Origin of the sequence: Pseudomonas sp. MM213, from assembly GCF_020423045.1 — a bacterium.
Taxonomy (GTDB): domain Bacteria; phylum Pseudomonadota; class Gammaproteobacteria; order Pseudomonadales; family Pseudomonadaceae; genus Aquipseudomonas; species Aquipseudomonas migulae.
The window spans coordinates 1586329-1607348 of record NZ_CP081943.1; the positions used below are offsets into that span (position 1 = coordinate 1586329).

Consider the following 21020-nt stretch of genomic DNA (forward strand, 5'->3'; position numbering starts at 1 on the left):
AGTCGCTCCTCTGACGCAGCGCCCGGTTGGGTACGGTAGAAAAAATAAACATAAGAAAGTCGAGGCTCACCATGATCAAGCTCACATGCCCCAGCTCCATCCTCACTCCCCTTTTTTTCGAGCCAGCCTCGACTTGATAACCATGGATCTGGAACAGCCACGCGGCTGACGAGAGCCACATACGTCTAATAAAAGTGGGAGTAGGACCGTGTTAACAATCCTTGGTTTTTCAATGGTCATTTGTTTCATGTACCTGATCATGACAAAGCGCCTATCGGCGCTTATTGCGCTGATCCTGATACCTATCGTTTTCGCTTTGATCGGGGGCCATTACGCGGGCCTCGGCGGCATGATGCTCGACGGTGTAAAAACCCTCGCACCAACGGGCGTGATGTTGACGTTTTCGATTCTTTACTTCGGCATCATGATCGACGCGGGGCTCTTTGACGGGCTCGTGCGCTTCATCTTGAAGCTGGTGAAAGGAGACCCACTGAAGGTTCTGGTGGGCACTGCCGTGCTGACGATGCTGGTATCCCTGGACGGCGACAGTTCAACCACTTACATGATCGCCTGTGCAGCGTTTCTGCCGCTTTACCAGCGATTGGGTATGAACGTGCTGGGTATGGTCTGCGTAGTGAATATCGCCAGCGGCATCATGAACATTTCACCCTGGGGTGGGCCAACAGCGCGCGCCGCTGCCGCCCTGCATGTCGATGCGCTTGAGATATTCCTACCGATGATTCCTGCCATGCTGATGGGGGCGGCCTGCCTCATATTTACGGCCATTGTGCTGGGTCGCAAAGAGCGTGCCGCGCTCGGAGTGCTTCATCTCGAAGACTTTCACCATGGATCGATGGCTTTGGGGAATGGATCGGCAGAAGAGTGTGACGTGCATCGCCGTCCGAAAATGTTCTGGCCAAACCTGATTCTCACACTCGCCTTGATCGCTTGCCTTGTCGCGGGGGCCATGCCAATCCAGGTGCTTTTCATGGTCGGTTTCGCACTGGCAATCATGATCAACTACCCAAGTATCGAACACCAAAAGGAACGTATCGCCTCCCATGCGTCGAATGTGCTGGCCGTCACCGCGCTGATCTTTGCCGCCGGGATATTCACAGGCATCCTGTCTGGAACCGGCATGGTGGATGCGATGGCCAAAAGTTTGCTCACTGTCATTCCACACAGTTTCGGCCCGTTCCTGGCCGTATTCACAGCATTGGTCAGCATGCCGTTCACATTCTTCATGTCCAATGATGCGTTTTACTTCGGCATTCTGCCCGTGATCGCACAGACAGCCGTTCAGTATGGAATCACGCCTCTTGAAATTGCCCGCGCCTCAGTGGTCGGCCAACCTGTCCATCTGCTGAGCCCGCTGGTACCGTCCCTGTACCTGTTGGTCGCATTGGCAAAAGTCGATCTGGGTGACCACCAGCGCTTCGCTCTCAAGTGGGCAATTTTTGCCAGCTTCGGCCTGCTCGCTGGTGGCCTGTTGTTCGGGGCGTTCCCCTTCTACCAAGTTCGATAAAACAGGCGCTCGGAGCAACACAAACCTCGGCAGAGGCAAAAAAATGGTCTCTGCCGTTAAGCTTACCGACACGCTAGAATGGCGATTCCATGGTCAGCTCTATTTGGTTCTCGATCCAATGCCTCTAAGTCCTCTGCAAGCACGCATTGCGCGTGACATTGTTTCTCACGTGCGTCGTGAACGCTTCGATATAGGACATCACCTGGTCGAGTCACAGCTGGCGGCAACGCTTAACGTTTCACGTACTCCAATCAAGTTTGCCATGGGCCATTTGGTCGAAAAGGGCATGCTCACATACGACCGAAATCGAGGCTTTTTCTAGCCCGCTCCAGCGACGATCTAGTAGACCTCGCCTCGGAAGTCATGGAGAGCAGTGACGATCCGCTCTACCTGAAGTTTGCCGAATTACGTCTCAGCCGACAGCTTCCCGAACTGTTTACCGAGATTGAGTTCATGCGTCGGTTTGATGTGTCTCGGGCAGCGCTGAGAGCGGTTCTCTCACGCATCCAGCAGGAAGGATGGATTGAACAACGCGCGGGTCAAGGATGGCGGCTTCTGCCCATGATCGATTCAGTCGAGGCGTATGAAGAAAGCTATTCATTCCGCGCAACCATCGAGCCCTCTGGCCTGCTCTCACCCACATTTCAAATAGATCGTGAAACGCTTGCTACCTGTCGCAAACAACAGGAGTTCATTGCCAACGGTGGTTACCTGACTATGACTCCTCAGGAGCTGTTTGAGGCGAACTCACTGTTTCACGAGACACTGGCGGCGTGCTCCGGCAATCGCTTCCTGCATCAAACCGTCCGCCGTCTCGACCAATTGCGTCGACTGGTAGAATACCGTCAAGCCAGCACACGAGCCCCACGCAAAGGCCAGGCGGAAGAGCATCTCGCGATCCTCGACTGCCTGGAACGAGGGGACCGGCTGGCAGCAGCAGACCAGATGCGCAGACACCTGGAGCAGGCCCGACGTAAAAAAGTAGATCCTTCTCTGTTCGAATAACCCCCTGCCCTCCTCACTTCATGCCAAGTGCGACCTCACAGGTCGCGCTCGCTTACCCCTTCCTGACTTTTGCCAAACGATAGCCTCTAGCTAATCGTCGGTTTCAGGCCCCCAAAACACAGATTGATCTATATCACTACAAAGACCATTTATAATTCAAGCAGAGCGAGTACTGGCTAACGTGTCCGCTTGAACACAACCTCACTAGCCGGCGCATCGACCAAGGACAGCCAGACGGCTTTTATCAGGGGGGCTTGGGAGCCAATAACAAGAGACATGAAAAACCAACGGTATACACTGCTTCGCTTGGTTCCTCATCGAAAAACGAGTCGGTCGGGAGCAATCAAGGTGTAGTAAATTTTAATGTTCGGGAGCAAGCATGAGCGGATTCAACGACTATCGTCTCCCTTCTCTCGATGCCCTATTGGCATTCGAGGCCGCAGCACAGATGGAGTCTTTTGATCGAGCCGCTGAGTCATTATCGGTTACCAGCAGCGCGCTCAGAAAGCGCGTATCGGGCTTAGAGCAGCTTCTCGGTGTACTACTGTTTAATCGCCTCGGCGGTACCGTGACACTCACCGCTCAGGGCCAAGCCTATCTTGAACAGATCACCCCGATACTAGAACAGTTGGTCGCAATCCCAATGCATAACCGCCTGACCCAGCGAAAGCAGCGGCTCACCATCTGCTGTCCACCGACCTTCGCTCGCCAAATTCTAATTCCTCGTCTTCCAGAGCACAGCGCGGCGCACCCGAACATAGATCTGCAAATTCAACTCTCGGCGCCTCTGGCACGTAGCATCGGCGGTACATGGGATATCAATATCAGTGGCGATAGCGCCAAGGTAGAACCAGAGCACCGACTGCTGGACGAGCAACTGCAGCCCCTGGCAGCACCAGACTTGCTTACCAGGTTCGGCTCGCTGCATTTGCTTGACGATATTTCCCGGCTCCCCCTGCTACGCTCACCGCTGGAGCCTTGGCGTCCTTGGTTGAATGAGGCCCAACTGGATCTGCCAGAACCTCATGTGGGTCCAGTGTTACTCGACCTGGGCATGATGTTGGAAACAGCAGCGAACGGCCAAGGGGTGGTACTTGCTCGGCCATCGCTGGCTCGGTCGTGGTTGGCTGATGGCAGGTTGGTACCCTTAGGCAAGATTCGTAGCAAACCATCTTTTCACTATGAAGTGAGCGTACTTCAACCTTCGGTAGCGGCCGATGCGTTCGTAGCCTGGCTCAAGCAAATTTGTTGCGAGGCGGTATCCAGCGCCCAGATGCAATTGGAGCACTCGCTCTAACGGAAAAAAACGCCTAGATGACGCGCATTTTTTTCCCCGCCCACTCGCTCCATAACCGCTAGCATCCCCATCAATGTTTTTGGGGAGTGGCCGTATGACCATCATTACTTGCGTAGAAGATCTTCGCCTGTTAGCTCAGCGGCGTGTGCCGAGAATGTTCTATGACTATGTCGACACGGGCTCCTGGACTGAGAGCACTTATCAAGAAAACGAAAGTGACTTTGCGCGGATCAAGTTCCGTCAGCGGGTAGCGCGCAACATCGAAAACCGCTCACTGAAAGCCAAGATGCTTGGAATCGACATGGCAATGCCAGTCGCTATCGCCCCGACCGGGCTCGCTGGCATGATGCACGCCGACGGTGAAATTCTTGCGGCTCGGGCTGCAGCATCGGCGGGCATTCGCTACACCTTATCGACCGTCAGCATTTGCTCGCTGGAGGATATTGCTGATGAGGTGGGATCCCCTTTCTGGTTCCAGTTGTACATCATGCGTGACCGTGACTTTATCGGCCGCTTGATTGATAGAGCAAAAGCCGCAGGTTGTGATGCACTGGTGCTTACTCTTGATCTGCAACTCAGCGGCCAGAGGCACAAAGACCTGAAAAACGGTCTGAGCACCCCTCCTCGGCCAACCCCTGCAAATATCCTGAACATGCTGAGCAAACCCCGCTGGATCAAAGGAATGCTCGGCACCCGCCGACACCACTTCGGCAACATCATGGGGCACGTCAAAGGCGTCGATGACCTGAGCCAGCTTGCTGAGTGGACGTATGATCAATTCGACCCGAGCCTATGCTGGGACGACATTGCCTGGGTCAAGCAGCGCTGGGGTGGAAAACTAGTATTGAAAGGCATTCTGGATGTAGAGGATGCGCGAATGGCAGTCAAGGTCGGTGCCGATGCACTCATCGTGAGTAATCATGGCGGACGTCAACTCGATGGTGCACCTTCGAGCATCAAGATGCTGCCGGCCATTGTTGACGCAGTAGGCAACCAGGTCGAAGTCTGGCTCGATAGCGGTATCCGCAGCGGACAGGACGTGATCAAGGCACTGGCTCTTGGCGCCAAAGGCACTCTAATCGGTAGAGCCCACCTATACGGCCTTGGTGCATCTGGGGAAAAGGGTGTTCGGCAAACACTGGAGATCATTGCCAAAGAGATGGATCTTACAATGGCACTTTGTGGCTATACCGACATCAGCCAAATCAATCACAACATTCTGTTGCCTGGTAGCTACCCGACGCCATAACGAACACATCAAAATTGCTTTTTTTGTATCGTTACGGTGAAAACTTTTTCATCCATTTTACAGCACTGGGTAATTCTCCGAGCTTTCAACTGAAGCGACTTTAGTTTACTCCTCGGCATTTCTCTAAAGAGGATAAAAATTATTTCGATCATGAAACTCAGCGCAATCACCTTATCAATTTCAAGAATATAAGCTCACGGCTAATTTTAAGAAGTGATTTAGACATACGAAAAACAGACTCCCAGGGAAGTAATCTTAACAGCAAACGGAATATTAGTTTCTGGAGTACCACGCACATCGAATGGGTTGGTACTCAGAAAAACAAAAACAATAAACACTCGAGGACAATGCCCTTCCTTTTTATAGGCAAGCATTGCTACGTCTTATTCCTGCCCGCAAAAATCCCACTCTACAAAGGAGTCACGTAATGAGAAAAACTTCACTTATTGGTGCCATGGCACTGTCTCTGATATCACCATTGATTGCCATGGCCGATGGCACGCCCCCTCTGCGCATAGGTATCGAGGCAGCTTACCCCCCCTTCGCCTACAAGACTTCGGAAGGCAAGATAACCGGCTTCGACTACGACATAGGGAACGCCCTATGCGAAGAAATGAAGGTCAAGTGCCAATGGATAGAGCAAGAGTTCGACGGTCTTATTCCTGCTCTTAAAGTCCGTAAGTTCGATGCCGTGCTGTCATCGATAAGCATCACTGAAGAACGTCTCAAGTCGGTGGACTTCACTGATAAATATTACAATACCCCGGCTCGCCTAGCGATGAAAGAAGGTGCCGTGATCAACAATCCATTGACTGATCTGAAAGGCAAGAAAGTCGGTGTGCAACGTGCGTCAACCTTTGATCGCTACGCAAGCCAAGTCCTGGTTCCTGCCGGTGTGGAAGTGGTGCGTTACAGCTCGCAGAACGAGGTCTTTTTAGACTTGGCCGCAGGACGCTTAGACGCCACTCTGGCGGATGCGGTGAACATCAATAATGGCTTTCTGAAGACCGACGCCGGCAAAGGCTTCGCTTTGGCAGGCCCGGCCTTCACTGACAAGAATTACTTCGGTGAGGGTAAAGGTATTGCTGTGCGCAAGGGAGATAAGGTCTTGGCTGAAAAGATCTCCACAGCCATTGCAGCCATCCGGACTAATGGCAAGTATAAAGTAGTCCAGGATAGATACTTCCAGTTCGACGTCTTTGGCGACTAATTACTTCCCCTTGGTAATGGCGCAACTCTCAACTTAGTGATTGCGCCACTTTTTCGTTGAATTGGCAGCGCCCGATATCTCAGAGCGCGTTTTAAGGACTTGAATCATGCTTAATGGCTACGGTTCGACCATACTCGATGGTGCCTGGCTTACACTGTTATTGGCCCTATCTTCCATATTGCTGGCGATCACTCTTGGCCTGATTGGCGCAGCGCTTCGGTTGTCGCGAATCAAGTGGATGGCGCTCTTGGGTGAAGGCTACGCCACCATCGTGCGAGGCATCCCTGACCTGGTCCTGATTCTATTGGTTTTTTACGGTGGCCAGCAGGTCGTGAACCTCGCAGTGTCGATGGTCGGCCACGAGAACTACATTGATCTCGACCCCTTCTGGTCTGGCGTGTTCACCTTGGGATTAATCTTCGGTGCCTACTTGTCCGAAACCTTCCGCGGTGCCTTTATGGCCATTGCAAAAGGACAGAGCGAGGCAGGAGTTGCCTATGGTATGAGCGACTCTCAGGTTTTTTTCCGTGTATTAGTACCGCAGATGATTCGCTTGGCCATTCCTGGTTTTACCAACAACTGGCTGGTGCTGACCAAGGCTACAGCACTTATCTCCGTGGTCGGCCTGCAGGACATGATGTTCAAAGCAAAGAGCGCCGCAGATTCGACACACGAACCCTTCACTTTCTATCTGGCAGCGGCGGCGCTTTACCTGGTGCTGACCAGCGTTTCATTGCTGGCATTGCGTGTTTTGGAAAAACGCTACTCCGCGGGTATCAAGGCGGTTGAACTATGATCTTCGACTACAGCGTTATTCTGGAGAACCTACCGCTTTATCTTGCAGGCATGCTGGTAACCCTCAAACTACTCGTGATCTCCCTGACCTTGGGTCTGGTGTCGGCAGTACCACTGGCACTGATGCGGGTGTCCAGAAACCCGTTGGTAAACCTGCCGGCGTGGCTCTATACCTACGTAATCCGTGGCACACCGATGCTGGTACAACTATTCCTGATCTACTACGGCCTGGCGCAGTTCGAGGCATTACGCGCAAGCGCGCTTTGGCCTTACCTCTCCAACGCCACCTTTTGCGCCTGTATAGCCTTTGCCATAAACACCAGTGCCTACACCGCTGAGATCCTTGCTGGCAGTTTGAAAGCTACACCTCACGGCGAGATAGAGGCGGCAAAAGCTGTCGGTATGTCGCGTGCCAAGCTGTATCGCCGGATCTTGTTACCTTCGGCCCTGCGCCGGGCGCTGCCGCAATACAGCAACGAAGTGATCATGATGCTGCACACCACTTGCCTGGCGTCGATTGTCACACTGATCGACATTACCGGTGCCGCACGCACGGTGAGTTCGCAGTATTACCTGCCGTTTGAGGCCTTCATCACAGCAGGCTTGCTCTACCTTGGCCTGACCCTAATCTTGGTGCGCCTGTTCAAGCACGCCGAGCGCCATTGGCTAGCGTACCTCGCCCCGCGCAAGCACTAGGGAGTGGTGCCAAGCACGCTCAATTCATTACGCGCCTAACCCCCCGCTTCTTCGCGCTGCCTGAACGATGGCTGGCCAAGGTCAGTCGTGAAGCCACCCATCAGGAGCGCGTTCCGAGCGACATGGCCACAGGAGATCGAAACCATGTACAAACTAGAAGTCCAAGACCTGCACAAACGCTACGGTACTCACGAAGTGCTCAAGGGCGTGTCCCTGACCGCCAAGGCTGGTGATGTTATTAGCATCATCGGTTCAAGCGGTTCCGGCAAAAGCACCTTTTTGCGCTGCATCAACATGCTGGAGCAACCTTACGGCGGAAAGATCCTGCTCAACGGCGAAGAGCTGAAGCTAACGCCAAGCAAAGACGGAGCGCTTAGAGCCGCTGACCCTAAACAATTGCAGCGTATGCGCTCGCGCCTGGCAATGGTGTTCCAGCACTTCAACCTCTGGTCACACATGAGTGCCATGGAAAACGTCATGGAAGCTCCCGTACACGTGCTCGGCTTTTCCAAAAGTGAGGCTCGCGACAGGGCCGAACACTACCTGAACAAGGTCGGAGTGGCACACAGGAAAGATGCTTATCCAGGACATATGTCTGGTGGCGAACAGCAACGCGTGGCCATTGCCCGCGCTCTTGCTATGGAGCCGGAAGTGATGCTGTTTGACGAGCCCACGTCGGCGCTAGACCCAGAGCTCGTTGGTGAAGTACTTAAGGTAATGCAAGACCTTGCGCAGGAGGGACGCACTATGGTGGTGGTGACCCACGAAATGGGCTTTGCTCGTGAGGTTTCTAACCATCTGACCTTTTTGCATAAGGGACTGGTAGAAGAGAGCGGTTGCCCTAAGGAAGTGTTGGCAAATCCAAAATCCGAACGGCTCCAGCAATTCCTTTTTGGAAGCTTGAAGTAGTCGGCCGCTTGCATCTCCGTCGTAGAGCGCCTTGGAATGCCTTCCCCACACACTAGCTTTCTAGCTGACAGGCCCAATAACGCCGAGCGAACCACCACGTAATCATTTCCAAAGCACTTTCATGACTTAGACCGTTGCTGTAGTGGTCATTTAGAAACAAAGTAGATCTATCGAAGGCTGAATGCACATGCATTCGGCCAACGTCAAATTATTAGAAACCGTATGTAATCCTCGATGATCAATGACGCCAGAAATGCACGGATTATCGCCTGATTGCATCGGTAATTTGACTGACTGCAAAGGGTCGATTGCTGCCTGTCGCGGAGGGCAGCAATCGGCCATGAGCGGCCACTCGAACACATCACCTGATCGGCTGTTTTGCAGGACGAAGCAGTCACCGATGTTCCGCTGCCAACATTGACCTGAATTGAGAAGTGATCTCTGAAGATAGCCCGGCAGCTTCGAACACTGCGCAGGTGAAGCTAACGGGTGCAGGGCCTGGAGCAGTTATAATGCGGTCTGCAACCACAGCCACTGCACTGCATCGATAAAGCGTGCGCCCCTCATAACCTACGGCATTCTGCTGTAAGAAGTCAGCGCTGTTCGATGTATGAGGAACCGTGTCGAGAAGCCCGGCCCTCGCAAGTGCCAGCGTTCCCCCACAGATACCGGCAATTGTCGCTCCACTTGAACGACTAGCATGAAGAAACTCTCGAATATCCGGTGCTTCTGCACGCTCCCAGACCATTCCTCCAATGACGACAACAACGTCCGGTTTCCAGTCCAGATATTGTTGCAAGCTGCTATCGACAGTTACAGCCAATCCACCCTGCGAGAGGAACTGCCCCGTAGCAGAAGCGAAAAACCTGACGTCGATCCCGTAAAACGGAGACGCAGTTCCAGCAATGAAAGCATATTCCCAGTCCGCAAAACCGGGTGTCAGTATCAATCCCACGCGTGCCATCAGTCAGAATCCTCCATGAATGCCAATAACATATGGCGACAACACACATACATCAAGGGCTGCTATGGGTCGTTTGCTGCCCCTCGCGATAGGTCGTTATCAACCATTTGATGTGCCTACACCTTTGAGGGATATCCGCCCGGCTAACGTCCGTACAAACCCGGGAACCGTACTCAAGCCAGCAACTCACTAATCCACCGCGCCTGCCGGGCGACATCCTGCACCTTCTCCTCAGGCACGGCCTGCCGCGCTCGGGCGAACTGGGTCAGGGTCTGTTGCTTGTGGCGCAGGATGCGCTGCCATTTGACCAGGAACGCCGGGGTGCGTGCCTGCATCTGCAGCGGGCCGAAGTACAGTTCTTCGGCGGTGTACGTCACCGGTCCGACGCGCTCGGCGACGATGATTTCGTAGTCGAAACGGTTTTCGCGCAGCACTTCCTCGCAGAGGATGCGGTAGCCATTTTCCATCAGCCATTGGCGCAGTGGCTGCTCGCCGCCGTTGGGCTGCAGGATCAGGCGTTCCTGGCCGCTCAGGTGCGCCTTGCCGCTGTCGAGGATGTCGCGGATCGTCTCGCCGCCCATGCCGCAGAGGCTGATCGCGGTGATCCCGTCTCCCGGCTCGATTGCCGCCAGGCCATCGGCCAGGCGCACGGTGATGTGCTGGTCCAGGCCGTTTTCGCGCACGGTGCGTTCGGCCGAGTGGAACGGCGTCAATGCCACCTCGCCCGCCACCGCCGATGCGATAGCGCCACGGCGCATCAACGCCACCGGCAAGTAGGCATGATCCGAGCCGATATCGGCCAGGCGCGCACCGGCTGGCATATGCGCAGCCACGCGCTCCAGGCGCATGGACAATGTCTGTTCGTTCAACTGCAGTTCCTTTTCACCACGGATGTCCGGCACCGTTGGCATGAGTGCGGGCCGCACATGATGCTTGGTGAGGGTGGCAGGGTAAAGCGCCGGCGCGGGTTGTGTGATGAACTGCCTGTCGTCTTGCCTTCGGGTAGACAGGCTTGAACGGTTGAGTCGCCCTACTCCCGATCTTTCGTCGTACGGATGAGGTTGCCCCGTAACTTCACGATTGCCTGCTGCAATTGCACGAAGTCGTCGGCATCCAGACCGGTTTGCGGGAAGCCGTCTTCGGAGAGACCTTCACGCAGTTTTCGCCCCTCTTTTGTGAGGCTGATCCGCACTTGGCGTTCGTCTTCCGGGTCGCGCTGGCGTAGCACATACCCCATGGCTTCCAACTTCTTCAGGATCGGAGTGAGGGTGTTGGATTCCAGGAACAGTTTTTCGCCGAGGCTGCCAACGGTCTGGTTGTCTTCCTCCCACAGCGCCACGAGGGTGATGTATTGCGTGTAGGTGAGTCCGAGCCGTTCGAGCATTGGCTTGTAAGCCTTGCCGAAAGCGAGGTTGGAGGAATAGACCGCAAAACACAGGAAGTCGGAAAGTTTCAGGTCGAGGGCGGATGTCTTTTCAGTGGGTTTCATGAGCATTCTCCGGGCCAAAGACAAATGGATCGCAAGGCCCGACTATACATCGCATGCGATGGTGTCGGAAGTGCTCGTTCCTCTGATGTTCGTTATCCAAGTGCAGCAGGCCGGTGACGGTCGACGCACGGCTCACCAGGGAGTCGTGCGTCGACGGACACTGCCGCCGTCAGCATCAAGTCTTCATGCTTTGGGCTTTTCACTTACCTCAGCGACTTGAACCCGGCTTTTTATATCGACTCACGACGTCTGAACATTCAAATACACATCAATGTTGCCGCGCGTGGCCTTCGAGTACGGGCAAATTTGATCCGCCGCATGTGCAACAGCGCAAGCGACCTCATAAGGCAGGCCTGGCAGGTTGACGTTGAACCCGGCCTGCAGGAAGTAAGCATTCCCGGTTTGCCCCAGATCAATCTCGATGTCGACGGACACGTCGGCCGGAATAGCCACCTTCAACTCTTTGGCCGCAAGGCCAAGCGCTGCGATGTAGCAAGCCGACCATGCGCCGGCAAACAACTGCTCGGCCGTCGGGTGCGGCTGGGTGGCGGCAAATACGTGGGCCGGTTTGGCGCTCCCCGGCGTTGAGAGTTCGATGTCGAGGTTGCCGTTGTGCCCGCGCGAATTGTTGCCGGAGCTGCTCAGGGTGGTGTGAGTCTTGCCGGTAGCCAAGACTTTTTCGATTTTGCTCATCAGTGATTCCTTGAGTTTTTTATTAAAGTCAAATAGCACAAAAGATACGTAACTATATGACTTGGCTAATTTTATAGACGAGATCAGAGCGCCGGGAATGACGGAAAAACCGATCACCTTCGGCTTTTCCGACCACCTTGCTGCCCTTCGCCAGTTGAGATGAAGCCCATCACCGCTCGTCGCCAAGTCGCGACAGGATCTTTGACATCGAGGGGTCTTTGCTTGAATATTTATAAATCGCATGCGATCTAATCGATAGCGATAACAAGCCACTACATCCCTTGCCGTTTGGAGAATCCGCCATGAACACCGCAAGCAGCCGCACAATCTCTATCTCTCACGCTGCCCATGGCCACAACGGCAACAACTGGATCACTGCTGCATGAAACTGATCCAGCTTCGGGCGTTCTGCTCAGTGGTCGACATGGGCAGTTTTCGTTCGGCGGCGCGAACGCTGGAAGCGGCTCAAAGCACCTTGACCGAGTCGATTCAAAGTCTGGAAAGAGAACTGGGGGCCACCTTGTTGGTGCGCTCCAATCAAGGCATCAGCCTGACCCTGGCCGGCAAGGTTTTCCTGACCAGGGCACGCTCGATCATTCTGGATTGTGATCGCGCAGTACAGGACGTCCGACAATGCAACGGTGCGCCCGAAGGTCAGATCGCATTGGGTGTCACGACGGAACCCTTGGCTGCGTGCCTGATGCCGGTCTTCAACAGTTTTACCCGCCGATTTCCAAACGTGCAGTTGCACGTCGCCGGTGGCCAGACGAAGAAGTTGATCGAAATGATTCGCGCGGGCCGGCTCGACTTTGTGATGTGTCCACTGAGTGCCGACGTTTGCGATATCGACTTGCAGATTGAGCGGCTTTACCGCTCGAAAGCCAGCGTCATTGCGCGCAAGGGGCATCCCCTGGCGGAGGCTCGCTCAGTGCGCGACCTCGCCGACTGCCAGTGGATCAGCGTCCGCCCGGCGGGGATTGCCGGTAGCGCGGAGAAGCAACTGATCGAGCTGTTCAAAGCCCAAGGCTTGCCGCCCCCGAAGATCGCGATCACGACCGAGTCGCTGCTGGAAATCCTGCACATCATCTCCGAGACGGACTACCTGACCATTGAGCCCGGCATGCTTGCCGGCATGAAGCTGTTTTCCTCGTCGCTGACCAGCATTTCGATCCGCGAGCCGCTGGAGTCGTGCGAGGTGTGCCTGATCAGCCGTCGAGTGTCACCCTTCACCCAAGTGACACAAGAACTGACCAGCATGCTGATTTCGTACTCACGCTTGCGTCACCGAGCCAAGGGGTGAGGCTCGAGTCGTCATTCACGCGCGTCCATTTCCGTCACCAGAATCCTGATCGCTCACGCCTGAAAGTGGTCCCCATGCGAAGTTCTCAGTATCCTGCGCAACACTGAAAACGCGTGACACAAGGAAGTCCCCATGTTTATCCATCGCAGTTGCATCACCTTGCTGGCGAGTCTGATGCCGTCGCTGTGCATGGCGAGTTCGTTTTCCATAGATTCTCGCTCCGAGAGTCTCTACCAACAGGCTGTCCCGTATCTGCAGCAAGCCAATAGCAAGCTTGAAGCGGTGCCTTCCAATTTTCCCACGGCGAGTGCCGAGGAGAAGCAGCGCTCAATGGCGCTGGTCGACGAAGCGGGAGTGTTGCTCAGGCCTGCGATCACATTGCTGGAGCAAGCCGCAGCGCTTGAGCATCCGGTAGCGCAGTATCGTCTGGCGTTGATCTACGTGATGCTCCATCCGAGCGACGTGATAAAGGAGAAGGCTTGCCCCTTGTTCGAACAAAGTCTGGTACATGGCTTTGCTCCAGCGGCACTCGAGATTTCGTCCTGGTGTGTGGCGTTCACGGACACCGTCCAATACCAGACAGCGCTGCAGGCGATCGAGGCCAGCATGCCCCTCTATGAGAAATACTTTCCGCAGCCGGTTGTAAAGCTTGAGTGTCGACGCGAAGAGCCCATGGGCATGGCAATGCAATGGGGCAGCAGCCGTGATTATCAAGCGGAGATTTACCGGCTGCAGGGCGACAGTAACCGCGCGCAGCGCTGGGAGTTTTACCAGAAAGCGCTCGATATCAATGACTGCTACAGGGTGAAACGGCGCATGGCGAGTCGTACCTGACCTGCGCCCCCTGAACTGAAGGGCGGTGAATGGTGAAACGGAACCGGTGACGGCTACAAGCGCCGTCTACCGGTTCAACCTCTCAAGCCAGCCGATTACAGATCGGTGATTTCCTTGTGGCGCGGTACCAGCAGTTTCATCACGCTCCACGCCACCAGGTAGGCCACCGCACAGATGGCGAACATGATCATGTAGCCGGTGTGAATATCGTTGATCGATTTGTAGTAGTCGAACACCCAACCGCCAAGCTTCGTCATCGCAACACCGCCCATGCCGCCGGCCAAACCGCCAATGCCGACCACTGACGCGATGGATTTTTGCGGGAACATGTCAGACACGGTGGTGAAGATGTTGCACGACCACGCCTGATGCGCCGACGCCCCGATGCCGATCAATATCACCGGTACCCAAAAGCTGATGTAACCCAATGGCTGAGCCAGCAACACCAGCAGCGGGAAGAAGGCGATGACCAGCATGGCTTTCATCCGACCGTCATACGGCGCATCGCCACGTGCCATGAAATAGCTCGGGAACCAGCCGCCGCCGATACTGCCGACCATGGTCATGCTGTACAGCACGGCCAAAGGCAAGACGATGGCCGCGCCCTTCATGCCGTACTGCGCCGACAGGTAGGTTGGCAGCCAGAACAGGAAGAACCACCACACACCGTCGGTCATGAATTTGCCGAAGGCGAACGCCCAGGTCTGGCGGTAGGTCAGCAACTTGAACCACGAGACTTTTTTCTCGGCAACGCCCGGTGCCGGGGTGGCAATCACCTGCGCATCGCTGCGGATGAAGGCCAGTTCCTCTGCCGAGAGGCGTTTTTGATTTTCAGGTTTTTCGTACAGTGCAATCCACACGGCCACCCAGACAAAGCCCAGCATGCCGATCACGATGAACGCCGCTTCCCAACCCCACAGGGCGGCAATCAGCGGCACGCAGATCGGCGCCAGGATCGCGCCCACGTTGGCACCAGAGTTGAAGATACCGGTGGCGAAGGAGCGTTCCTTCTTCGGGAAGTATTCGGCCGTGGCCTTGATCGCGATCGGGAAGTTACCCGCCTCGCCTATCGCCAGCACGGCGCGGGACAGCATGAAACCGGCGATAGAGACCGGGATCACCGCAAGGCCGAACGCACTGCTCACCGCTGCGATGCCCTCGCCCATCGGCACTGAAAAGGCATGCATCATGGCGCCGGTCGACCAGACAGCGATCGCGATGATGTAGGCCTTCTTGGTGCCGATCTTGTCGACGAAACGGCCGGCAAACAGCATGGATATCGCGTACACAAACTGGAAAACGGAAGCGATGTTGGCGTAGTCGCTGTTGCTCCAGCCAAATTGCGTCGACAGATCCGGCGCCAACAGGCTGAGCACCTGGCGGTCGAGGTAGTTGACGGTGGTGGCGAAGAACAACAGTGCACAGATCGTCCAGCGATATTTGCCGACGGACTGGCCGACACGTTGCGCATTGATGGGCTCGTTCAGATTCATGGCATCACTTTATTATTGGATTGTGGTGATGATCTCTCGGTTTCAAGCGAGATCAATTCTTACGCGTAGCGAACTGCTCTGTGGCTATCGTCAGACGAGTAGCACGTGCAATCGGGGGGTTGCTACAGATAACGGGGATGACTGAGCGCCTGGGCAGGCAATCAGGACCGGACCACAAGAAGCGGTATGCGGGAAGGCTGGAAAGCGGATTGAGTTCATGATGGGACCCGGTTTTTGTTTTTAGGGGTGTAACATCGTATGTCGTCGTACAACTGCGCCTTTTATAACGACTCCCCTACCCGGCTGTCAATCCGGAAAATGGCCGTTCGTCTCGACAGACAACCCGCCGAACGGCAAAGGCTGTGCCGCCCTTGAAGAGATTAGTGGTCCGGGTGTGGCCGTGGGTATTTGAAAATCAGATAGTCGTACGACAACGCATGTCGTGACGAACACTTCAACTGTAGGAGCGAGCCTGCTCGCGATGGACGTGAACGAAAACGCGTGTTATCTGGCTCAACGCGGTGTTCTGAAGTCCATCGTCGGAACGCCGCCCGGAGCCGGCTCGCTCCTACAATTTTTGAGGAGGGGCTTATTTGACCAGCCGTTTTTCCTTCGATGGCCTGTACCCGAAATACGAGCTGTAGCACTTGCTGAAATGACTCGGTGACACAAAACCACAGGCCACCAGCACATCCACCTGGGACAGTTCCGTGTGCTGCAGCAGGCGCCGCGCTTCGGTAATGCGCAATTCCATGTAATAGCGCTGAGGCGTGGTGCCGAGTTGCTCCTTGAACAGACGCTCGAGTTGGCGGCGAGAACGGCCTGCGTAAACGGCCAACTGCTCCAACTCCAGAGGCTCTTCGAGGTTGGCGTCCATCAGCTTCACCACCTCGCGCAAGGGTGCGCTCACGCAGACATTTTCCGTCGGTTTGATCCGCCGGTAACGCGACTCTTCGAACGCGAGGATGTCCTCGATCCCTTCGACAAGAGCCTTGTCGTGCAAGCTCTTGATCCAGTCCAGCGCCATGTGGAACGCGCCCGAAGGACTGGACGCCGTGAGCCGGTCTCGATCAATGACAAAAGGCTCGCTGGTGACATGCGCCGCTTTCGCCACTTCCGCGAGCGCGGGGCGATGTTCGGGATGAATCGCGCAGCGATAGCCGTCGAGCAAGCCGGCACTCCCGAGGAACCAGGCGCCATTCCACAATCCGGCCAGGCTCACGCCATGGTCGGCGGCCGCTCTCAACAGACTGGTCAACTCGTCAGAGGCCTTCAGCTCGGTCCTGTAGCCACCGCAAATGACCAACAGATCGAGGTCGTGCACGACGGAGCAATCAATGCGCGCATCCGGCCGGATGACCAGCCCCAGATCGCTGATGACCTCCCCGTCGTGCAAGCCGAACGTGCGCGACGAGAACAGTTTTGGCCGTAGCAGATTCGCCGTGATGATCGTATCCAGTGCCTGCGTAAATGCCGGCAGCGAAAAATGTTCGAGCAGCAAAAAGCCTGTCCGTGTCAGTTGAACAGGCTCGTCGGGGTTGTCGTTCAGATAGCGAAGATTTTTCCCCTTCATGCCTCCGCTAAATTGGCGTCGTTCGATCAAAGTTTTAGGCACTCGGTTACGGCGTAGATAAAACCTAATGCTACCTGCTGACGCTCAAAACACCCTAGCGCCATTTACACCTCTTCACGCCAACTGAAAGCCATGACGAAGCGGGTCCTTGTCATCGACAAAAATGGTGTTGTGCCCGGTAATCTGCGCCCAGCCACCGATGCTGGGGCGAATGCCGTCGAATGGGCCGACTTTCACCGCAGACTCGACTTTGCCTTCGAAGATCGTGCCGATCAGGCTCTCATTGCGGAATGTCTCGCCCACGTGCAACCGGCCCTTCCCCACCAGCTGCGCCATCCGCGCCGACGTCCCGGTGCCGCCGGGAGAGCGGTCAATCGCCTTGTCGCCGTAGAACACCGCACTGCGGCCATCGGCGGCGGTGCCGTGTTCGTCGTCGCACCAGATGACATGGTGAACGCCGCTGATCCGGCTGTTTTCGGGATGCACGGGATCACACACGCCTGCCAATGCCGAGCGAAGTTTCCGACTCAGGCTGACGATGTCTGCGGTCGTCATCCCCGTCAGGCCGGCCCAACTTTCTTGTGGTTCAACCACTGCATAGAAATTGCCGCCATAGGCAATGTCGACGGTGAAGGTTCCAACGCCCGGCACCTCGACCACCACGTCGGCGCTGTGCAGGTAGCTGGCCACGTTGAACAGTCGGATCGAGTCCACGTATTCGCCGCTCATGACGTAGTCGACATCGACGCGCCCGGCCGGTGTTTCGATGGCCAGCCGGCCCGGCTCGCGCGGCGTGACCAACCCCTCTTCGATCACCACGGTGGACAAGCCGATCGTACCCGCCCCGCACATTGGCAGGCAGCCGCTGACTTCGATGAACAACGCACCAAAATCGCAATCGTCGCGGTTCGACGGGTAGATGATCACGCCGGACATGATGTCGTGCCCACGGGGTTCGAACATCAGCGCGGTGCGAACCCAGTCATGGTCACGCACGAAAATCTCACGGCGTTCGGCCATCGAAACGGACGGCAGCAGAGGCCCGCCGCCGGTCACGACCCGCACCGGGTTCCCGCACGCATGGGAGTCGACACAAAAAAAGCTACGTCTCATTCTGAAGGTCTCTCAAAGAAGTGCGCGTGGGGAGTGACGCTGCAACGCGCCGCGTGTCAGCCGGTCCAGCAACAGAGCCACCGCGACGATCGCCAGACCGGCGCGCAGCCCCAGGCCCATCTCCATTCTGGAAAGACCTCGCGTCACTTCTGCACCGAGTCCACCGGCACCGACCAGGCCCGCCAACACCACCATTGCCAGGGACATGAGGATGCATTGGTTGAGCCCGACCAACAGCGTCGGCGCGGCGGTCGGCAGTTCGATCTTGAACAGAATGTCCCGGGGTGAAGCGCCGGACGCCTGGCCCAGTTCCAGCAGGTCTTTCGGCAACTGTTTGAACGCCAGGGTGGTCAGCCTGAGCATCGGCGGAATGCCGTAGACGATGGTCGCGATAATCGCCGGCACTCGCCCGAGGCTGAACAGCATCACGGCGGGAATCAGGTAAACCCACGGTGGCACGGTTTGCATGATGTTGAGGATCGGCAGGAAGGCTTCATCCACGCGTTTTACCCGTGCCGCCAATACACCGAGCGGAAAGGCGATGGCCACCGAGATCAACACCGCCACCGAGACCAGCGCGATGGTTTGCATGGAGGCCGCCCAAAGGCCGGCGAACAGGCAAAACGCCAACATCAAGGCGGCAAACACCGCGACGCGTTTGTTGGCGAAAAAGAACGCGCCGACCACGACGATGGCGATGAACAGATAAGGATGCGGCGCCAGCAACGCGGACTCCACCGCGCCCAGCACCGCCTCGATGACTTGGCTGATGCCTTTGAACACACCGTGCAGATTGGCGTTCAGCCAATCGACTGCGGGCGCCAGGAATTCGCCCGGGGAAAATTGCAGTTCTGAGGCACTCATTGGCTTTCTCCCATCCGCGAGCGGGCAGCGTGCTGCGCTAACCGATCCAGGATCATGGTCAGAATGACGATGGCGATGGCCGCGTTGATCGACTTGGCGATATCCAGTGTGCGAACGGCGCCGTAGATCGACTCACCCAGCCCGCCGGAGCCGACGATGCCGGCGATAACCACCATGCCGAACGCCATCATCAAGCTCTGGTTCACCCCGGCCATGATGCTGGGCTTGGCGAACGGCAGGCGAATCTTGAAAAACATTTGCCAGCCAGTGACACCACTGGCATCGCCCAGCTCGATGAACTCTCGCGGGGTCATCCGAATCCCCAAGGATGTCAGGCGTATCGCCGGCGGCACGGCCACGATAAAAGTGGCGAGCAGTGCGGTGGCCGGGCCGTAGCCCAGCAGCGCGATGGCCGGCAACAGGTAGATGTAGGGCGGCATGGTCTGGATCAGGTCCAGCACCGGATCGACCACGCGATCAACCGACGGCGCGAGGCCGGCCAGCACGCCCAATGGAATCGCGACCACCAGCGCCAGTACGGTGGCCGTCAGCACCAGCGCAAGCGTGCTGACCGTCTCTGGCCACAAGCCGATCACGTCGCAGAACACCAGCGCGAGGCCCGCGAGAATCGCGAACCGGGCGCCCACCACCCGCCATCCGATCAGGGCGATGGCCAGCGCGACGAGGTAATACGGTGGATAGGCAATGCACCAGAGCACACTTTTGTAGACGCCCGTCAGCAGTGCATTGACGCCGTCGAACAAAAACTCGCCGTGATCCGAGAGCCATTCCAGACTCGAGTCGATGGTCGTGTCGAATTGATCGGAAAAGTCCGGAATGCTCATGTCGATGCCTCCAGAACGGTGTCGGCTGTTGAGGCCGAGAATTCATTCGGAATGCCCTGAACGCCGCGAAGCAGATCGCGCGGCGTAATGATGCCCACCACCACGCCGTTGTCGATGACTGCCAGCGCGTCGCGCTCGGACTTCATCGTCAATCCGATCAGTTCGTTGATGTCTGCGCCCAGCGAAGTCTTGCTCAGCCTGGAAATGTCGCATCCCGGGTTTGCGACCTTGAAAGGCTCGACCGGCGTCATGACCGAGTGAGCCTTGACCAAGTGCAGCCGGGAGATACCTGCCACAAATTCCGCGACATAATCGTCCGCTGGGTTAAGCACGATTTCCTCGGCGGTGCCGACCTGGATGATCACGCCATCCTTCATGATCGCGATGCGATCACCAATGCGGATGGCCTCGTCCAGGTCGTGAGTGATGAAGACCGCGGACTTGCCAAGCTCCTTGGTCAGCTGGCGAAACTCGTCCTGCAACTGCCGGCGAATCAATGGATCAAGCGCACTGAACGGTTCATCCATCAAAATCACTTCAGGGTCGGCGGTAATCGCACGGGCCAGGCCGACACGTTGCTGCATGCCGCCAGACAACTCCGTGGGGTAACGCGATGACCATTCGCTCAGCCCCACTTTGGCCAGTGCCTGCTCGGCCACTTTGTACCGCTCAGCCTTGCCGACGCCCTGCACTTCCAGGCCGAATGCCGTGTTCTCCAGCACCGTTCGATTGGGCAACAACGCCACACTCTGGAAGACCATGCCGATGTGACGCGCCCTCACCTCTCGAAGCTGCGCCGGTGTCAGGGAAGACAGGTCCTTGCCTTTGACCAGCACTTTGCCTGAGCTCGGTGTGATCAGTTTGTTGAGGAGCCTGATCAAGGTGGATTTGCCACTGCCGGACAAGCCCATGATGCAGAAGATTTCGCCTCTTCGAACCTGGAGGCTGACGTCGGAGACCCCGACCACACAGCCGTAGTTTTGCAGGATCTGAGTCTTGGTCAGCCCTTGCTGAGTGACAGCGTTCATCGCTGCCGGTGCGGCTTTCCCGAAGATTTTCCAGACTGACTGGCAATCTATCAGCACTTCGTTAGTGTCTATTTTGGCCGTTGTCATTTTCGTAACCCGTGAACCAGTTTTCTGGTTTCTCTAATGAATCAAAGGGCG

Annotated in this window: 21 protein-coding genes; 11 read left to right on the forward strand and 10 right to left on the reverse strand. The window is 56.3% G+C overall.

Annotated elements, in window-relative coordinates; translation table 11 throughout:
• The first annotated feature begins 208 nt into the window (after positions 1 to 208).
• From K5R88_RS07090 to K5R88_RS07130, 9 genes are all read left to right on the forward strand, one after another.
• On the forward strand, positions 209 to 1525 hold the full coding sequence (locus K5R88_RS07090; protein WP_192496250.1) for a CitMHS family transporter: 1317 nt from the start codon (positions 209 to 211) through the stop codon (positions 1523 to 1525).
• Positions 1526 to 1643: 118 nt separating this feature from the next.
• Positions 1644 to 1847 (forward strand): GntR family transcriptional regulator, encoded by a 204-nt coding sequence (locus K5R88_RS07095; RefSeq protein ID WP_226300242.1) that lies wholly within the window; start codon positions 1644 to 1646, stop codon positions 1845 to 1847.
• Between the two features lie 41 nt (positions 1848 to 1888).
• Positions 1889 to 2530, forward strand: a complete 642-nt coding sequence (locus K5R88_RS07100; protein WP_226299531.1) for a GntR family transcriptional regulator — start codon at positions 1889 to 1891, stop codon at positions 2528 to 2530.
• Between the two features lie 379 nt (positions 2531 to 2909).
• Positions 2910 to 3827: a LysR substrate-binding domain-containing protein gene (locus K5R88_RS07105; RefSeq protein WP_226299532.1), complete on the forward strand. Its 918-nt coding sequence runs from the start codon at positions 2910 to 2912 to the stop codon at positions 3825 to 3827.
• Positions 3828 to 3921: 94 nt separating this feature from the next.
• The gene (locus K5R88_RS07110) at positions 3922 to 5076 is read left to right on the forward strand and encodes an alpha-hydroxy acid oxidase (RefSeq protein WP_223449530.1); all 1155 of its coding nucleotides are present in this window, start codon (positions 3922 to 3924) and stop codon (positions 5074 to 5076) included.
• 427 nt (positions 5077 to 5503) lie between these two features.
• Entirely contained in the window at positions 5504 to 6286 is a 783-nt protein-coding gene (locus K5R88_RS07115) for an ABC transporter substrate-binding protein (protein ID WP_226299533.1), read from the forward strand.
• Between the two features lie 106 nt (positions 6287 to 6392).
• Complete coding sequence (locus K5R88_RS07120; protein ID WP_226299534.1) at positions 6393 to 7082, forward strand: ABC transporter permease; 690 nt, start codon at positions 6393 to 6395, stop codon at positions 7080 to 7082.
• On the forward strand, positions 7079 to 7777 hold the full coding sequence (locus tag K5R88_RS07125; protein ID WP_192228229.1) for an ABC transporter permease: 699 nt from the start codon (positions 7079 to 7081) through the stop codon (positions 7775 to 7777). Before K5R88_RS07120 ends, K5R88_RS07125 begins: the two co-directional genes overlap by 4 nt.
• A 144-nt stretch (positions 7778 to 7921) precedes the next feature.
• On the forward strand, positions 7922 to 8686 hold the full coding sequence (locus K5R88_RS07130) for an ABC transporter ATP-binding protein (protein ID WP_223449526.1): 765 nt from the start codon (positions 7922 to 7924) through the stop codon (positions 8684 to 8686).
• Between the two features lie 394 nt (positions 8687 to 9080).
• Here K5R88_RS07130 and K5R88_RS07135 read toward each other — a convergent pair whose 3' ends face one another.
• The 4 genes from K5R88_RS07135 to K5R88_RS07150 form a co-directional block, all read right to left on the reverse strand.
• On the reverse strand, positions 9081 to 9650 hold the full coding sequence (locus K5R88_RS07135) for a DJ-1/PfpI family protein (protein WP_226299535.1): 570 nt from the start codon (positions 9648 to 9650) through the stop codon (positions 9081 to 9083).
• Between the two features lie 173 nt (positions 9651 to 9823).
• Positions 9824 to 10519: a tRNA (adenine(22)-N(1))-methyltransferase gene (locus K5R88_RS07140; protein ID WP_329959895.1), complete on the reverse strand. Its 696-nt coding sequence runs from the start codon at positions 10517 to 10519 to the stop codon at positions 9824 to 9826.
• 161 nt (positions 10520 to 10680) lie between these two features.
• Positions 10681 to 11139: a MarR family winged helix-turn-helix transcriptional regulator gene (locus K5R88_RS07145; RefSeq protein ID WP_008033385.1), complete on the reverse strand. Its 459-nt coding sequence runs from the start codon at positions 11137 to 11139 to the stop codon at positions 10681 to 10683.
• Positions 11140 to 11379: 240 nt separating this feature from the next.
• Complete coding sequence (locus tag K5R88_RS07150) at positions 11380 to 11832, reverse strand: Ohr family peroxiredoxin (protein WP_192228233.1); 453 nt, start codon at positions 11830 to 11832, stop codon at positions 11380 to 11382.
• A 382-nt stretch (positions 11833 to 12214) separates the two neighbouring features.
• Here K5R88_RS07150 and K5R88_RS07155 point away from each other — a divergent pair, with 382 nt between their 5' ends.
• Together K5R88_RS07155 and K5R88_RS07160 are read left to right on the forward strand one after the other, a co-directional pair.
• Complete coding sequence (locus K5R88_RS07155; protein ID WP_223481107.1) at positions 12215 to 13132, forward strand: LysR substrate-binding domain-containing protein; 918 nt, start codon at positions 12215 to 12217, stop codon at positions 13130 to 13132.
• A 132-nt stretch (positions 13133 to 13264) separates the two neighbouring features.
• Positions 13265 to 13966: a hypothetical protein gene (locus K5R88_RS07160; RefSeq protein ID WP_226299537.1), complete on the forward strand. Its 702-nt coding sequence runs from the start codon at positions 13265 to 13267 to the stop codon at positions 13964 to 13966.
• A 95-nt stretch (positions 13967 to 14061) separates the two neighbouring features.
• Here K5R88_RS07160 and K5R88_RS07165 read toward each other — a convergent pair whose 3' ends face one another.
• The 6 genes from K5R88_RS07165 to K5R88_RS07190 all read right to left on the reverse strand — a co-directional run bounded on the left by K5R88_RS07165 (position 14062) and on the right by K5R88_RS07190 (position 20969).
• Positions 14062 to 15459, reverse strand: a complete 1398-nt coding sequence (locus K5R88_RS07165) for an MFS transporter (protein ID WP_008033386.1) — start codon at positions 15457 to 15459, stop codon at positions 14062 to 14064.
• 589 nt (positions 15460 to 16048) lie between these two features.
• Positions 16049 to 17032, reverse strand: coding sequence for a GlxA family transcriptional regulator (locus K5R88_RS07170; protein ID WP_008038798.1), 984 nt, complete (start codon positions 17030 to 17032; stop codon positions 16049 to 16051).
• Positions 17033 to 17146: 114 nt separating this feature from the next.
• Positions 17147 to 18145, reverse strand: coding sequence for a 4-hydroxyproline epimerase (locus tag K5R88_RS07175; RefSeq protein WP_223449521.1), 999 nt, complete (start codon positions 18143 to 18145; stop codon positions 17147 to 17149).
• A gap of 12 nt (positions 18146 to 18157) precedes the next feature.
• Positions 18158 to 19009, reverse strand: coding sequence for an ABC transporter permease (locus K5R88_RS07180; RefSeq protein ID WP_008033394.1), 852 nt, complete (start codon positions 19007 to 19009; stop codon positions 18158 to 18160).
• Positions 19006 to 19854: an ABC transporter permease gene (locus tag K5R88_RS07185; protein WP_223416287.1), complete on the reverse strand. Its 849-nt coding sequence runs from the start codon at positions 19852 to 19854 to the stop codon at positions 19006 to 19008. The genes K5R88_RS07180 and K5R88_RS07185 overlap by 4 nt, the downstream gene beginning before the upstream one ends.
• Entirely contained in the window at positions 19851 to 20969 is a 1119-nt protein-coding gene (locus K5R88_RS07190; RefSeq protein WP_226299538.1) for a quaternary amine ABC transporter ATP-binding protein, read from the reverse strand. The genes K5R88_RS07185 and K5R88_RS07190 overlap by 4 nt, the downstream gene beginning before the upstream one ends.
• Positions 20970 to 21020 lie beyond the last annotated feature (51 nt).